The sequence below is a fragment of the Micromonospora sp. GCM10011542 genome, assembly GCF_042650685.1.
GTDB lineage: Bacteria > Actinomycetota > Actinomycetes > Mycobacteriales > Micromonosporaceae > Micromonospora.
The window spans coordinates 128,320-142,063 of the sequence record NZ_JBHSBO010000059.1 but is presented as its reverse complement, the minus strand read 5'-3'; the positions used below and the strand labels follow the sequence as shown (position 1 = coordinate 142,063).

At 71.9% G+C, this 13,744-nt stretch carries 16 protein-coding genes; 9 read left to right on the top strand and 7 right to left on the bottom strand.

All coding sequences use genetic code 11. The annotated features are described in order from the left end of the window. The first annotated feature begins 21 nt into the window (after positions 1 to 21). From ACFOW4_RS25230 to ACFOW4_RS25220, 3 genes are read left to right on the top strand one after another with little or no spacing between them, the layout of a single operon-like run. Positions 22 to 564 (top strand): NUDIX hydrolase, encoded by a 543-nt coding sequence (locus ACFOW4_RS25230; RefSeq protein ID WP_377532037.1) that lies wholly within the window; start codon positions 22 to 24, stop codon positions 562 to 564. Then, a complete protein-coding gene (locus ACFOW4_RS25225) occupies positions 561 to 1,487 on the top strand; it encodes a sugar phosphate nucleotidyltransferase (RefSeq protein ID WP_377532035.1) in 927 nt (308 codons plus the stop codon). Before ACFOW4_RS25230 ends, ACFOW4_RS25225 begins: the two co-directional genes overlap by 4 nt. Continuing rightward, the gene (locus ACFOW4_RS25220; protein ID WP_074313163.1) at positions 1,484 to 1,771 is read left to right on the top strand and encodes an Lrp/AsnC family transcriptional regulator; all 288 of its coding nucleotides are present in this window, start codon (positions 1,484 to 1,486) and stop codon (positions 1,769 to 1,771) included. Before ACFOW4_RS25225 ends, ACFOW4_RS25220 begins: the two co-directional genes overlap by 4 nt. An 84-nt stretch (positions 1,772 to 1,855) precedes the next feature. On the opposite strand, the gene ACFOW4_RS25215 is transcribed toward ACFOW4_RS25220, so the two are convergent. The 5 genes from ACFOW4_RS25215 to ACFOW4_RS25195 form a co-directional block, all read right to left on the bottom strand. Continuing rightward, positions 1,856 to 2,539, bottom strand: a complete 684-nt coding sequence (locus ACFOW4_RS25215) for a DUF4142 domain-containing protein (protein ID WP_377532032.1) — start codon at positions 2,537 to 2,539, stop codon at positions 1,856 to 1,858. A gap of 214 nt (positions 2,540 to 2,753) precedes the next feature. Continuing rightward, entirely contained in the window at positions 2,754 to 4,385 is a 1,632-nt protein-coding gene (locus ACFOW4_RS25210; protein ID WP_377532029.1) for a cytochrome b N-terminal domain-containing protein, read from the bottom strand. After that, entirely contained in the window at positions 4,382 to 5,464 is a 1,083-nt protein-coding gene (locus ACFOW4_RS25205; RefSeq protein WP_377532026.1) for a ubiquinol-cytochrome c reductase iron-sulfur subunit, read from the bottom strand. The genes ACFOW4_RS25210 and ACFOW4_RS25205 overlap by 4 nt, the downstream gene beginning before the upstream one ends. Positions 5,465 to 5,528: 64 nt before the next feature. Next, positions 5,529 to 6,365, bottom strand: a complete 837-nt coding sequence (locus ACFOW4_RS25200; protein WP_377532024.1) for a cytochrome c — start codon at positions 6,363 to 6,365, stop codon at positions 5,529 to 5,531. Between the two features lie 73 nt (positions 6,366 to 6,438). Next, positions 6,439 to 7,038: a heme-copper oxidase subunit III gene (locus ACFOW4_RS25195; protein WP_377532021.1), complete on the bottom strand. Its 600-nt coding sequence runs from the start codon at positions 7,036 to 7,038 to the stop codon at positions 6,439 to 6,441. A 108-nt stretch (positions 7,039 to 7,146) separates the two neighbouring features. Between ACFOW4_RS25195 and ACFOW4_RS25190 the strand changes: the two genes are divergently transcribed. The 4 genes from ACFOW4_RS25190 to ACFOW4_RS25175 all read left to right on the top strand — a co-directional run bounded on the left by ACFOW4_RS25190 (position 7,147) and on the right by ACFOW4_RS25175 (position 10,447). Continuing rightward, complete coding sequence (locus ACFOW4_RS25190; RefSeq protein WP_377532018.1) at positions 7,147 to 8,124, top strand: cytochrome c oxidase assembly protein; 978 nt, start codon at positions 7,147 to 7,149, stop codon at positions 8,122 to 8,124. A 106-nt stretch (positions 8,125 to 8,230) separates the two neighbouring features. Beyond that, positions 8,231 to 8,626, top strand: coding sequence for a hypothetical protein (locus tag ACFOW4_RS25185; protein ID WP_377532015.1), 396 nt, complete (start codon positions 8,231 to 8,233; stop codon positions 8,624 to 8,626). A gap of 86 nt (positions 8,627 to 8,712) precedes the next feature. Next, positions 8,713 to 9,759 carry an anthranilate phosphoribosyltransferase gene (trpD, locus tag ACFOW4_RS25180; protein ID WP_377532012.1) on the top strand — a complete coding sequence of 349 codons (1,047 nt, stop codon included), beginning with the start codon at positions 8,713 to 8,715 and terminating at the stop codon, positions 9,757 to 9,759. Positions 9,760 to 10,240: 481 nt separating this feature from the next. After that, positions 10,241 to 10,447: a hypothetical protein gene (locus ACFOW4_RS25175; RefSeq protein ID WP_377532009.1), complete on the top strand. Its 207-nt coding sequence runs from the start codon at positions 10,241 to 10,243 to the stop codon at positions 10,445 to 10,447. A 237-nt stretch (positions 10,448 to 10,684) separates the two neighbouring features. Here the strand turns inward: ACFOW4_RS25175 and ACFOW4_RS25170 are convergent, their stop codons facing one another. Together ACFOW4_RS25170 and coxB are read right to left on the bottom strand one after the other, a co-directional pair. After that, a complete protein-coding gene (locus ACFOW4_RS25170) occupies positions 10,685 to 11,110 on the bottom strand; it encodes a cytochrome c oxidase subunit 4 (RefSeq protein ID WP_377532007.1) in 426 nt (141 codons plus the stop codon). A 9-nt stretch (positions 11,111 to 11,119) separates the two neighbouring features. Further along, a complete protein-coding gene (gene coxB / locus ACFOW4_RS25165) occupies positions 11,120 to 12,091 on the bottom strand; it encodes a cytochrome c oxidase subunit II (RefSeq protein ID WP_377532005.1) in 972 nt (323 codons plus the stop codon). A 231-nt stretch (positions 12,092 to 12,322) separates the two neighbouring features. Between coxB and ACFOW4_RS25160 the strand changes: the two genes are divergently transcribed. Next, positions 12,323 to 13,474 carry a cysteine desulfurase family protein gene (locus ACFOW4_RS25160; protein ID WP_377532003.1) on the top strand — a complete coding sequence of 384 codons (1,152 nt, stop codon included), beginning with the start codon at positions 12,323 to 12,325 and terminating at the stop codon, positions 13,472 to 13,474. A gap of 31 nt (positions 13,475 to 13,505) precedes the next feature. Continuing rightward, the gene (locus ACFOW4_RS25155) at positions 13,506 to 13,739 is read left to right on the top strand and encodes a sulfurtransferase TusA family protein (RefSeq protein WP_377532001.1); all 234 of its coding nucleotides are present in this window, start codon (positions 13,506 to 13,508) and stop codon (positions 13,737 to 13,739) included. The last annotated feature ends 5 nt before the right edge of the window (positions 13,740 to 13,744 follow it).

Sequence of the window (13,744 nt, the reverse complement as noted above, 5' to 3'; positions counted from 1 at the left end):
CGCGACCACTAGCCTGAAGTCATGATCCCCCGCTCCCGCGTCACCGGACGGGCCTTCGCCTACCAGGTCTTCTACCGGCTGCCGCTGCCGGTGCGCCGTCGACTGGTCCGGCTGGCCGTGCCGAAGTACATCGTCGGCGCGGTCACCCTGGTTCGCGACGCCGAGGCCGACGGCGCAGGTCGGCTGCTGCTGCTGCGCCAGCCGCCCGGCAAGGGCTGGTCGCTCCCCGCCGGTCTGCTGGAGCGGGGCGAGGCGCCGGTGGTGGGCGCGGCCCGCGAGCTGTTCGAGGAGTCCGGCATCCGGCTCTCCCCCGCCCGGTTGCGCCCGGCGGTGCCGAACGCGATCGTGCACGCCAAGGGCTGGGTGGACGTGGTCTTCGAGGCGCAGGTGCCGGCCTCCAGCACCGAGCTGGTGGTCGACGGCGCGGAGGTCTTCGAGGCCGCCTGGCACCCGCTCGACGACCTGCCCAGACTGACCTGGCCGACCGCCCGGTTGCTCGCCTACTACGACATCGGGCCGCTGGCCGGACAGTTCCCGCCGCCGGTGCCCGACACGGCCCCGTGAGCGCGGCGGGCAATGCCGGCGCCGGGCGGAGCGAGGTCTGCGCGGTGGTGCTCGCCGCCGGGGAGGGCACCCGGCTGCGCCCGCTCACCGAACGCCTACCCAAGGCGCTCTGCCCGGTGGGCAACGTGCCGCTGCTGGACCGGGCGCTGGACCGGCTGGCCGGGTTGGGTCTGCGCGGTCCCGGACGGGTCGCCGTGAACGCCTGCTACCTCGCCGACCAGGTGATCGCCCACGTCGGCGACCGGGCCCACCTGTCGGTGGAGCCCGGCGACCCGCTGGGCACCGCCGGCGGGGTGGCCAACCTGCGGGACTGGATCGACGGGCGGCCGGTGCTGGTGGGCAACGCCGACGCGTACCTGGCCGACCCGGCGGCCGCGCCGGGCCCGGACATCGCCGCGCTGCTCGACGGCTGGGACGGCCACGCGGTACGCCTGCTCGGCCAACCGGCCGCGGACCCCAGCGCGCCCGGCACCTTCGCCGGGCACCACTTCACCGGCTTCTCCCTGCTGCCCTGGCGGCTGGTCCGGGACCTGCCGGTAGTCTTCGCCGACCTGGTCCGCGCGGTCTGGCGCCCGGCCGAGGCGGACGGTGCGCTCGAGGTCGTGCCGTACCCGGGCACCTTCTACGACACCGGCACCCCGGCCGACTACCTGGCCGCCAACCTGCACGCAGCGGGCGGCGTCGGCGGCACCCTGGTCGCCCCGGACGCCACGGTGACCGGCCGCTGCACGGAATCGGTGGTCGGCGCCGGAGCGACGGTACGCGGGGACGTGCACCGCACCGTGGTCTGGCCGGGAGCGACGGTGCACACCGGCGAGCGACTGCGCGACGTCATCCGGGCCGGTGACGGCTGCACCGTCCCCGCCGCAGCGGAAGCATCTAGCATGGGCGACGACGCCGACGAACGGAGAAATGTCCCGTGATCACCGCGATCGTGCTGATCGACTGCGCCACCGACGCGATCCCCGAGGTGGCCGAGAACCTGGCCAACCTCCCCGGCGTCAGCGAGGTCTACTCGGTGGCTGGGCACGTCGACCTCATCGCCATCGTCCGGGTCCGCGAGTTCGACCAGATCGCCCAGGTCATCGCGGGCAGCATCTCGAAGGTGCCGGGCGTGCTGAACACCGAGTCGCACATCGCGTTCCGGGCGTACTCGCAGCACGACCTGGAGGAGGCGTTCGCGATCGGCCTCGCCAGCGCCGACTGACCGCCGCCGTACCCCCGCGTCGTCGCGCACGCGGAGGCCGGTCCACCGCGTGGGTGGACCGGCCGCGTACGTGCTACCGCGCCGTCAGCTCCCGCTCGGAGCCGGCCGCTCGGTGGTGCCGCTGCCCGGTTCCGGCGACTCGGTGATGCCGCCGCTCGGGGCCGGGGACTGAGTGGGGCCGCCCGGAGCCGTCGAGGAGCCGCCGCCCGGGTTCGGCGTGCCGCTGGCGCTGGCCTGCGGGACCGGGATGCCCAGCTGGTTGGCCAGGCGTACCAGCTCGTCGTAGTGCGCCTGGAGTGTCGGCAGGGCGTTCTGCGCCAACTGGACCACCGACTGCTCGGAGCCCTGCGAGATCTCCGTCTGGGTGGCCTGGATGGCCTGGACGTGACCGGCCAGCTCGCTGGTCACCCACTCCCGGTCGAACTCCGCGCCGCTGGCGTTGTTCAGCCGTTCGATGACGGCCTGCTGGTCGGCGCTGGGTTCGTTCGGCAGCTCGACGTTGAGCTGCGACGCAATCTGCTGGACCGTCTGGTCCAGCTGGGTGTGGTCGGTCTTGAACATGGCGCCCAGGTCCTTGACCCCCTGGTTCTGGGCCTTCTGCTGGGCCAGGTCACCGGCGGTGATCTCGAACAGGTTGACCTGGTGTATCGCCTGCAGGTACTGCGTGTCCTGCGACGACGGCTGCGCCGCGGCCTGCGCGGCGACGGCCGGCGCTACGCCGACCAGCACCAGCGCGGCCAGCAGGCCGAGACGTTTGATACCCAACATGCTTCCCCCCCTTGAGACGTTGGACCGCACGGATACCCGGCTCACCGGGGTTATTCCTGCGATCCCCCGTCGCGCGGGGTAGCCCGTCTCCGCCCGAGCGTCCGACTCGGGCGGCGCCCGCACCGCCGATTGACGCGGCGCGTACGCCGGAGACGACCGTGGCGCCCGCCGGAGATCCGGCGGGCGCCACGGGACGTACGGTCGCGGGGGGGGGTCAGCGGCGGCTCTCGCCGCTGACGATCTCCTCGCGCTCGGGCCGGGGCTCGACCGGCGGGTGACCCGGCGAGACCGGCGCCTCGACCGGCTTCTCGATCGGGTAGAAGAAGCCCCGGACAGCCGGGCCGAGGGCACCGAGCCGGTTCATCTTCTTGGGCACCACCCAGCCGACGTAGTCCAGCTCACCGTGACCGTCGGCGTGCCCGTTGGCCGCGCTGAGCGGCTGGTGCACCTCGACGAACCGGCCGTCCGGCAGGCGCCGGATGATGCCGGTCTCGACGCCGTGCGCGAGCACCTCGCGGTCGTGCTGCTGCAGACCCAGACAGAGCCGGTAGGTGATGTAGTACGCCAGCGGCGGGGCCACCAGCAGGCCGATCCGGCCGGCCCAGGTCATCGCGTTCAAGCTGATCTGGAACTTGTCGGCGATCACGTCGTTGCCGCCCGAGATCGTCAGCACCAGGTAGAAGGCGACCGCCATCGCGCCGACCGCGGTACGGGCCGGAACGTCACGGGGCCGCTGGAGCAGGTTGTGGCTCTTGCGGTCCTTGAGGTGCCGGGCCTCCAGGAAGGGGTACATCGTCGACAGGCCCACCAGGATGCCGGGCAGCACCACCGTCGGCCAGAACAGCGGCGGGATGACGTACCCGTCGCCGATCGGGATGTTGATCTCCCAGGCGGGCATGAGCCGGGTCGAACCGTCGAGGAACATGACGTACCAGTCGGGCTGGCTGGCGGCCGAGACCGCCCACGCCTCGTACGGGCCGAAGTACCAGATGGGGTTGATCTGGAACAGACCGCCCATCAGCGCGATGACGCCGAAGACGACCATGAAGAAGCCGCCCTGCTTCAGCGCGTACCGCGGGAACATCCGCTCGCCGACCACATTGCCGTTGGTGCGGCCCGGGCCGGGCCACTGGGTGTGCTTCTGCTTGAAGACCAGGCCCAGGTGGGCGCTGATCAGCGCGACCAGCAGACCCGGGATGAGCAGCACGTGGGCGATGAAGAACCGGCTGATGATGATGTCGCCGGGGAACTCCCCGCCGAAGATCGACGAGGTGACCCAGGTGCCGATCACCGGGATGGACAGCATGATCGCCGAGGCGATCCGCAGGCCCGTGCCGGAGAGGCCGTCGTCCGGCAGCGAGTAGCCGGTGAAGCCGGCCAGGAAGCCGACCCAGAACAGCAGCGAGCCGATGATCCAGTTCGTCTCCCGCGGCTTGCGGAAGGCGCCGGTGAAGAAGACCCGCAGCATGTGCACGACGATCGCGGCCATGAACAGCAGCGCCGCCCAGTGGTGCATCTGCCGCATCACCAGACCGCCCCGGACGTCGAACGACAGGTCCAGGCTGGAGGCGTACGCGGCGGACATCGGCGTGCCCTTGAGCGGGGCGTAGCTGCCGTTGTAGACCACCTCGGTCATCGCCGGCTCGTAGAAGAAGGTCAGGAACACACCGGTCAGCAGCAGCACGACGAACGAGAAGAGCGCGATCTCGCCGAGCAGGAAGGACCAGTGGTCCGGGAAGACCTTGTTCAGCAGCCGGCGCAGCGGGGTGGCCACCTGGAAGCGGTCATCCACTCCCGCCGCGGCCTTGCCCGGCGTCGCCGCCAGGTCCAACTTTCGACGCTTCATGGCCGCTCCCAGAAGTCGGGCCCGACGGTCTCGGTGAAGTCGGACTTCGCCACGAAGAAGCCCTCGGAGTCCACCTCGATCGGCAACTGCGGCAGCCGCCGGCTGGCGGGGCCGAAGATGGGCCGGGCGTTGTCGGTGATCAGGAACTGGGACTGGTGGCACGGGCAGAGCAGCCGGTTGGTCTGCTGCTCGAACAGGCTGGCCGGGCAGCCGGCGTGCGTGCAGACCTTCGAGAACGCCGCGTAGTTGCCCCACATGTAGTCGCCGTGGCCGACCCGCTCGTTGTTCCGGCGCGACTCCTGCGCGTCGGAGTCGCGCAGGTGGATCAGCAGCGTCGGCGAGTCGGCGTGCTTGTTGCTCACGCCCTCCTCGATGCCCGGGAAGACGGTGAGCTGGCCACCGCTGCTGATGTCGGCCGGGCGGACCGGACGGCCGTCCTCGCGGACCAGGCGGATCCGCTGGCCACCCTCGCCGGCGGCGAACCCGGTCGTGAACATCTGGTTGTTCTTGTGCGGGTCGGAGATCAGACCGCCGACCAGCGGCGCGGCGGCGACCGCGGCGACCGGCGCGAGGCCGGCCAGCAGCGAGATGCCGAGCAGCGGCCGGCGCTTCACGCCCAGTTCGTCGGCCATGTAGAGCATGGTCTGGCCGGTGATCGTGCGGTCGTCCTCGGACACCGCGCCCTCGTGCCGGTCCTGGATCGAGACTTCCTTGGGCAGCAGCTTCTTGCCCCAGGTCAGGATGCCGAAGCCCACGGCGAGCAGAGCGACGCCGAGGGTGGCGCCGAGCAGCGGGGTGAAGAGCTTGTCGCTGCCGGAGCCGTAGTGCCACGGCCACCAGATGTAGATCGCCAGGAAGGCGGTCGCCGCCAGGCCGGTGATCAGGAAGAAGCCGGCCACCACCCGGGTCAGCCGGCGCTCGGCCTTGCTGCCCGCGACGACCTGCGGCTCGTAGTGGACGATCTCGATGTCGTCGCGACGCGCGCCCTCGAGGACGATGTCGAACCGGGACACCCCCGGAGTGTTCACGTCGAGCGGCTCCCGGCCCTGCTGGGCCTGGTGCTCGGTGTGCGTGCTCATGCCGTCACCTCGCTACGGGCGGTGCCGAGTGGCACCACAGCACTGAATCGGATGCCACGCTCGGTCACGACTTACCCGCAATCCACAGGCTAGCGAAGACCAGCGCGACGATGCCAACCAGGAAGATGGCCAGGCCCTCGGTGGACGGCCCGTACCGGCCGAGGTTGAACCCGCCGTGGTCCTCGCCCTGCTTCAGCGTCTCCTGGATGTAGGCGATGATGTTCGCCTTCTGCTCCGGAGTGATCTGGTTGTCACCGAACACCGGCATGTTCTGCGGGCCGCTGAGCATCGCCGCGTAGATCTGCCGGTCGCTCGCCGGGCGCAGACTCGGGGCGAACTTGCCCGAGGAGAGCGCGCCACCGCCGCCGCCGAAGGCGTGGCACTGCGAGCAGTTCACCCGGAACAGCTCACCGCCGGCCGCGACGTTGCCGGTCTCGTGCAGGTTGTCACCGGCCGGAACGGCCGGGCCGCCGCCGAGCTCCTGGACGTACGCGGCCAGCTGGCGGACCTGCTCGTCGGTGAAGAGCGGGGGCTTGCGGTGCGCCTGGGCCTCCTGGCGGGCCAGCGGCATGCGGCCGGTGCTGACCTGGAACTCGACCGAGGCCGCGCCGACGCCGATCAGGCTCGGCCCGCGGCCCTCGACGCCCTGGGCGTTGCGTCCGTGGCAGGTCACACAGCTCACGTCGAACAGCGCCTTGCCCTCGGCTGCGGCGCCGGTCAGCGGCGGGTTGTCCTGCGCCTGCGCACCGGGGGCGAAGACGGTGTAGGCGCCGCCGGCGAGCATCAGCGCGGCGAACAGCCGGACCGCGGCGCCCAGCCGGCGGCGGCCCCTGCTGCGCGCGGCGGGCCGCTCGCGCAACCGCGCGAGCAGACCGCGTCGGCGGTCGTTGTCAGAAGTCATGAGCTGTGTCCTTAACCGGGTTGGACCTTGTCTCAGGGGACGGAGCAGCGGCGCGGTACGTGACGCGCCAAGATCACTGAAGCCAGTAGATCATGGCGTACAGCCCGATCCACACGACGTCGACGAAGTGCCAGTAGTAGGACACGACGATCGCGGAGGTGGCCTGCGCCGGGGTGAACCGGCCCATGGTGGTGCGGATCATGAAGATGATGAAGGCGATCAGACCACCGGTCACGTGCAGGCCGTGGAAGCCGGTGGTCAGGTAGAACATCGACCCGTACCCGTCGGAGTTGATCTTCACCCCGTCCTCCACCAGGTGGCGGTACTCGTTCACCTGGCCGAGCACGAAGATCAGGCCCATCACGAAGGTGATGGTGAACCAGCGCCGCAGCGCGTGGACGTCACCCTTCTCCGCCGCGAAGACGCCGAGCTGGCACGTCACCGAGGAGAGCACCAGGATCACCGTGAAGGTGGTCGCGTACGGGATGTTCAGCGCCTCGGTGTGCTTCTCCCACTGCTCCGGCGCAGCTGCGCGGATCGAGAAGTACATCGCGAACAGCGCCGCGAAGAACATGAGTTCGCTGGAGAGCCACACGATCGTCCCGACGCTGACCATGTTGGGTCGGGTCAGGGAGTGGATCCGGCTCTTGTCAATGGCTGGGGCCGCAGTCACGCCGTCATTATTGCCCCTGACCGGGGCCGGCGATCAGCGGGGTGGCAAACCCCCACCATCCGTGGCCCGACCGTCAAGGTCCGGTTCGCCTGGCCTAGCCTGAAAAGCGTGCTGCACGTCGATCCGATCTTCGCCGCCACCTCGGCCGTCCCGGCCAGTGTGCTCGCGGCCACCCCGCCGGCCCTCGCCGCCGGGGCCGAGGCGACCCCGCCGCCGTTCACCGTCGGCACCGTGCTGACCCAGATGCGGCTGGACAGCTGGCTGGCCCTCGGCCTGGTGCTCGCCGCCGGCCTGTACCTCTACGGGGTGCACCGGCTGCGCGTCCGCGGGGACCGCTGGCCGGTCTCCCGTACCGTCTTCTTCCTCGGCCCGGGCCTGGGCGGCATCGCGCTGGTCACGGTCAGCGGGCTGCACGAGTACGACACCACGCTGCTGTCGGTGCACATGATCCAGCACATGGTGCTGTCCATGGTCGCGCCGATCTTCCTGGCGCTGGGCGCGCCGATGACGCTGGCGCTGCGGACCCTGCCGGTCCGGCCGCGCAAGCGCCTGCTGGCGATCGTGCACAGCCGCGTCGCCCGGGTCTACAGCTTCCCGCTGGTGGCGTTCGCCATCTTCGTGGTGAACCCGTTCGTGCTCTACTTCAGCGACCTGTACCGCTACACGCTGGAACACGCCTGGGCGCACGAGCTGGTGCACGCGCACTTCATCATGACCGGCTGCGTGTTCTTCTGGCCGCTGCTCGGGCTGGACCCGCTGCCCGGCCGCTGGCCGTACCCGGCGCGGGCACTGCTGATGCTGCTCTCCGTGCCGTTCCACACCGTGCTCGGGCTCACCATCATGCAGAGCACCACCCTCTTCGGCGGCGACTGGTACCCGTCGCTCAACCTGGGCTGGGCCGACCCCTGGGACGACCAGGTGCTCGCCGGCGGCATCCTCTGGGCCGGTGGCGAATTCGTCAGTGTGACCATGCTCGCGGTCCTGGTGGTGCAGTGGGTCAAGCAGTCCGAGCGGGAGGCCCGCCGGGTCGACCGCGAGCTGGACCGCCAGGAGGCCCGCGAACGCGCCGCCGAGTCCCCGGCCTGAGCTGCGCCGACGGTACGCCGCCCCGCCGGCGCCGGGCGGGATGTCGGGTACGTCACGCCGACCGGTACGATCGGCGGGCAGCTACGAGGTGGGAGCCAGCCGAGCCATGAGCGATCGTCAGTGCACCGTCCTGCTCTACAGCGACGACCCGCAGGTCCGTGACCGGATGCGGCTCGCCGTCGGCACCCGGCCCGCGCCCGGGCTGCAGATCGAGTTCGTCGAGGCGTCGACGTACGCCGAGACGGTTCGCCTGGTCGACGACTACGAGATCGACCTGCTGCTGCTCGACGGCGAGGCCAGCCCGGGCGGCGGCATCGGCATCGCCCGACAGATCAAGGACGACCGGGACGACGCCCCCCCGACCTGCGTGGTGATCGCCCGCGCCGCCGACCGATGGCTCGCCGCGTACGCCGAGGTCGACGCCACGCTGGTGCACCCGCTCGACCCGGTGACCACCGGCACCACGGTGGCCGAGCTGCTGCGGACGCACGCACCCGCCTGACGTCCCCGTTCCGGCACCGCCACGGCGCCGGACCCGCCGGCGCCGATTCCAGCCCACCCGCATTTCGTACGCTCGGGAGGCCCGCCATGGGCGATCGGACCTGGCCGCACCTGCTCAACGCGCTGCTGCGCGGAGACGAGCTCTCCACCGCCGACACCGCCTGGGCGATGGACGAGATCATGACCGGCTCGGCCAGCGCGGCGCAGATCGCCGGCTTCGCCGTGGCGCTGCGGGCCAAGGGCGAGACTCCGGCCGAGCTGGCCGGCCTGGTCGAGGCGATGCTGGGTCGCTCGGTGCCGGTGGTGCTCCCCGAGGAGCTGCGGCGCACCGCGCTCGACGTGGTGGGCACCGGCGGTGACCTCGCCCACACGGTCAACATCTCCACGATGACCGCGCTGGTCGTCGCCGGCGCCGGCGTACGCGTGGTCAAGCACGGCAACCGGGCCGCCTCCTCCCTGTGCGGCACCGCCGACCTGCTGGAGTTCCTCGGCATCCCGCTGGACCTCAGCCCGGAGCAGGTCGCCCGCTGCGTGCAGGAGGCGGGCATCGGGTTCTGCTTCGCGGCCCGGTTCCACCCCGGCATGCGGCACGCCGGTCCGGTCCGCCGCGAGGTCGGCGTACCCACCTTCTTCAACTTCCTCGGCCCACTGACCAACCCGGCCCGGCCCCGGGCCGGCGCGGTCGGCTGCTTCGACGCCCGGATGGCCCCGGTGATGGCCAGCGTGTTCGCCGGCCGCGGCGACTCGGCGATCGTCATGCGCGGCGAGGACGGGCTCGACGAGTTCACCACCGCCGCCCCCACCCGGGTCTGGGTGGCGCAGGGTGGCACCGTACGCGAGGCCGTGCTGGACGCGACGGACCTCGGGGTGCCCCGGTCCACCATCACGGACCTGCGTGGCGGTGACGCCGCCTACAACGCCGGCGTGGCCCGTCGCCTGCTGGCCGGCGAGACCGGCCCGGTACGGGACGCGGTGCTGGTCAACGCGGCGGCGGCGCTGGCCACCCAGGGCCCGCTGGACGGCGACCTGACCGAGGCCCTGCGCGCCGGCCTGGACCGGGCGGCCGAGTCGATCGACTCCGGCGCGGCAGCCGCCACCCTCGACCGCTGGATCGAGATCGCCACCACCGCCTGACGTCCCCGTCACGGGCCGGACCGGCGCGGGCCTGCGCGGACTCGCACGGGCTGGGCGCGGACCGGGCACGCGCCGGGCTTGGGTTGGATGCGCGCCGGGCTTGGGTTGGGTGCGGGCGGGGGTTTGGGCCGGACGCGGACTCGCGCGGACTCGCGGGGGCCCGGCGTGGACCGGGCACGCGGCCGGGCGTGGGGCCAGGCGTGGGTCGGGCGCGGGGCCGGGCTTGATCGACTCGAGATCCTTGAAGTCGGGGCGTCCGGTGACCTGGAAAGGCCGGTTTCCTTGATGTCGAGTGGATCAAGCCAGCGAGCCTGGTAACCGGGCGCTTTGCCCGGCCGCGCCCGGACGGACGAAGGGCGCATGTGACGGCGCGCGGGGAAATGTCGGACCCGCGTGGGAAACTACAGCCGAGTAGTTCTCCGCTTCCGTCGAGCGCCGTCTGTCGCTTCGGAAGTGGTCGTCGAGGTGAGAGGAGACGCCCGTGTCGGACCGCGAGCTGTACTGCGACGTCTGCGAGGGCGTGGCGCCGTTCGAGGCTCCACCGTGCGTCGACGGTCACGGCGTCGACTGTCCCGAGCTGGTCTGCACTGGTTGCGGGGCCGGCGTGTTGATCGCCACGTTCACGTTCGCTGCGACCCGGCTGGCCGACCAGCGCCGCCGCCCACCAGCTCACCGCCGCGCCGCCTGACCTGCGCCGAGTCGGTTCCTCACTGGCCACGTGGCGCAACATCGCCGATGTGGCGCGATCACGCCGGGCCGAAGCCGCCACATCGCCAACCTGGCGACCGCGCACCGGGCCGAGCCGGTGGTCCGGTCGGTCATCCGGCCACCGGGCGACCGCCGGGCTTGCACGACGAAGGCCCGCTCCCCGAGGGGGCGGGCCTTCGTGACGGTGCGGGGTCGGCCGCGCGAGCGGCCGGGTGGGTCAGTGCTCGGCGGTGCGCCGGGTACCGGTGTAGTACTCGAACAGCAGGCCGCAGGCGGCGGCGATGACCGCAGCCAGACCGGCACCCACCAGCCAGAGCTGCCAGAACACCAGGCCCATGCCGGCGATCGCGGCGGCCAGCGCCAGACCGAACGGCCAGTAGCTGCCCGGGCTGAAGAAGCCGACCTCACCGGCGCCGTCGGCGATCTCGGCGTCCGCCCGGTCTTCCGGGCGCAGGTCGATGCGGCGGGAGACGAACCAGAAGAAGCCGCCGCACATCGTGCAGAGCAGGAAGGACAGCAGCAGAGCGATCGTGCCCACCCACTCGACGCGGCCGGACTCACCGCCCGTCCAGGCGCCGTAGAGGATCGTGGCGCCGGCGAGGAACGCGGCGATGATCAGGAAGATGCGCCATTCGGTCTTCATGGCTCTGCCTCAGCTTCCCGCGCCGGCCGGAGCGGTGTCCGGGTTGAAGTTGCTGGTCGTGCGCCGGGTCTCGAACGGCACGGTGGTCTCCGCGTACGGCTCCTCGCCGATGGCGCTCAGCGCGTCCTGGGTGGACTTGCCGCCCTGCTTGGCCGCGAGGAACTGGTCGAACTTCTCCGGCGAGACAACCCGCAGCTCGAAGTTCATGAACGCGTGGTAGCTGCCGCAGAGCTCGGCGCAGCGGCCGACGTAGGCGCCCTCGGTCTCGAGGCTGGAGACCTCGAACACGTTGCGGATCTGGCCCGGCATGACGTCCCGCTTGAACAGCAGCTCCGGCACCCAGAAGGAGTGGATGACGTCGCGACTGGTCTCCTCGAACCGGATAGACCGGTTGGTCGGGAGCACCAGCACCGGGATGACCTCGCTGGTGCCGAGGGTCGACGCGGTGGTGCGCGCCTCGGTGCCCTGGCCGTCGCGGTAGTTGAACTGCCAGTTCCACTTGAAGGCGACGACCTCGACCGTGACGTCCGGGTTCTTCGTCGTCTTGTTCACGTCGGTCTGCACGATCGCCGTGTAGTAGAAGAGCACGGAGACGATCAGGATCGGCGCGATGGTGTAGAGGAACTCCATCGGCATGTTGTAGCGGGTCTGCACCGGCAGGGCGTTGCCCCGCTTGCGGTAGCGCACCACGCACCAGAAGATCAGGCCCCACACGAAGACGCCGACCGCGAGCGCGGCGATGCAGGAGGCGATCCACAGGTCGTACATCCGCCGGGACTCGGCCGAGATGCCGCCCTGCGGCCAGCCGAAGCCGTCGAACGTCTGCCCGACGTCACAACCCGTGAGCAGGACCAGCAGCGCGACGCCGCCGAGGCCGAGCCCGGCGAGCCGCCCAGCGCCTCGCCGTCGGCGTCCACCGACTCCCTGGGAAGCGCTGTGCCGTACGGCCGACGGCCGTACCTCCGAACTCCTTGCGACCACCTGGTCCTGCCTCCCTAGCGCGCCGCGGTGCGGGCTTCTCTGAGCACCGGCGGCAAAGGCGTCACCGACGGTCGCAGATTACTCGACCATGACGGGCTGGACCGTGTTGGGGTCACTGTCCGCCCCCATCGGGGGGATCTTGGGCATACCACCGCGATAGCGTAGGGATCCGTGAGCGCGAGGAGTGAGCCGGGCTTGCGAGCCCCGCAGTCGCGAACAGAAGGCGGCACCGTGAGCGCTTCCCCGGTCTACCTCGACGCGGCGACCGCCGCGCCGCTGCATCCGGTCGCCCGGCAGGCGCTGCTGGCGGCCCTCGACGACGGCTGGGCCGACCCCGGCAAGCTCTACGGCCAGGCCCGCCGTGCCCGTCAGCTGCTCGACGCCGCCCGCGAGGCCACCGCGCAGGTGCTCGGCGTGCGCGCCGACGAGGTGTCGTTCACCCCCAGCGGTACGGCGGCCGCGCACGGCGCGGTGCTCGGCGGCCTCACCGGCCGGCGTCGGGTCGGGGCGACGCTGGTGCACTCGGCGATCGAGCACTCCGCCCTGCTGCACGCCGCGGAACGGCACGTCGCCGGGGGTGGCACCGCCGTCTCCGTGCCGGTGGACCGGCTGGGTCTGCTGGACCTGCCCGAGTGGGGGGAAGCGGTACGCGCTCCGGGGGTGGCGCTGGCCGCCCTGATCACCGCCAGCCACGAGGTGGGCACCCTGCAACCGGTCGCCGAGGCGGCGGCCGCGTGCGCCGAGGCCGGAGTGCCGCTGTACGTCGACGCGGCCCAGTCGGTGGGCCGGGTGCCCGTGCCGGCGGGCTGGTCGGTGCTGACCGCCAGCGCGCACAAGTGGGGCGGGCCACCCGGGGTGGGGCTGCTCGTCGTCCGCAAGGGCACCCGCTGGGAGTCGCCCTGGCCGGCCGACGACCGGGAGGCTGGGCGTACCCCCGGCACGGTGAACCTGCCCGCGGTAGTGGCGGCGGCGGCGAGCCTGCGCGCGGCGGCGGCCGACGCCGCGGCCGAGGCGGCCCGGCTGGCGCCGCTGGTGGACCGGATCCGCGAGCGCGTCGCGGCGCGGGTGCCGGACGTCGAGGTGGTCGGAGACCCGGTGGACCGGCTCCCCCACCTGGTGACGTTCTCCTGCTTGTACGTCGACGGCGAGGCGCTGCTGCACGCACTGGACCGGCGTGGCTTCGCGGTCTCGTCCGGCTCGTCCTGCACCTCGTCGACGCTGCGGCCCTCGCACGTGCTGGAGGCGATGGGCGTGCTCTCGCACGGGAACGTGCGGATCAGCCTGCACCGGGAGACGACGGAGGCGGACGTCGACCGGTTCCTGGCCGAGCTGCCCGGGATCGTCGCCGCCCTGCGGGCGGAGGCCGGGGTGGCGGGGCTGTGACGGTGGGGACCGGTTGTCGAGGGAGGCGGTCGTGACGATGCCGGACGAGGTGATCGACTGCCGGGGCCAGCGGTGCCCGCTGCCCGTCATCGCGGTGGCCCGGCGGATGCCCGACGTGCCGGTCGGCACGGTGGTCCGGGTGCTCGCCGACGACCCGGCGGCGGCGGTGGACATCCCCGCCTGGTGCCGGATGCGCGGCCAGGAGTTCCTGGCCGCGATCACCGGTCCCGACGGCCCCGCCTACGACGTCCGCCGCAGCCACTGACCGCC

Coding starts and splice junctions, on each gene's coding strand:
- ACFOW4_RS25230 (WP_377532037.1), top strand. CDS start 22: ATGATCCCCCGCTCCCGCGTCACCGGACGGGCCTTCGCCTACCAGGTC.
- ACFOW4_RS25215 (WP_377532032.1), bottom strand. CDS start 2,539: ATGTTGGGTATCAAACGTCTCGGCCTGCTGGCCGCGCTGGTGCTGGTC.
- ACFOW4_RS25210 (WP_377532029.1), bottom strand. CDS start 4,385: ATGAAGCGTCGAAAGTTGGACCTGGCGGCGACGCCGGGCAAGGCCGCG.
- ACFOW4_RS25205 (WP_377532026.1), bottom strand. CDS start 5,464: ATGAGCACGCACACCGAGCACCAGGCCCAGCAGGGCCGGGAGCCGCTC.
- ACFOW4_RS25200 (WP_377532024.1), bottom strand. CDS start 6,365: ATGACTTCTGACAACGACCGCCGACGCGGTCTGCTCGCGCGGTTGCGC.
- ACFOW4_RS25185 (WP_377532015.1), top strand. CDS start 8,231: ATGAGCGATCGTCAGTGCACCGTCCTGCTCTACAGCGACGACCCGCAG.
- trpD (WP_377532012.1), top strand. CDS start 8,713: ATGGGCGATCGGACCTGGCCGCACCTGCTCAACGCGCTGCTGCGCGGA.
- ACFOW4_RS25170 (WP_377532007.1), bottom strand. CDS start 11,110: ATGAAGACCGAATGGCGCATCTTCCTGATCATCGCCGCGTTCCTCGCC.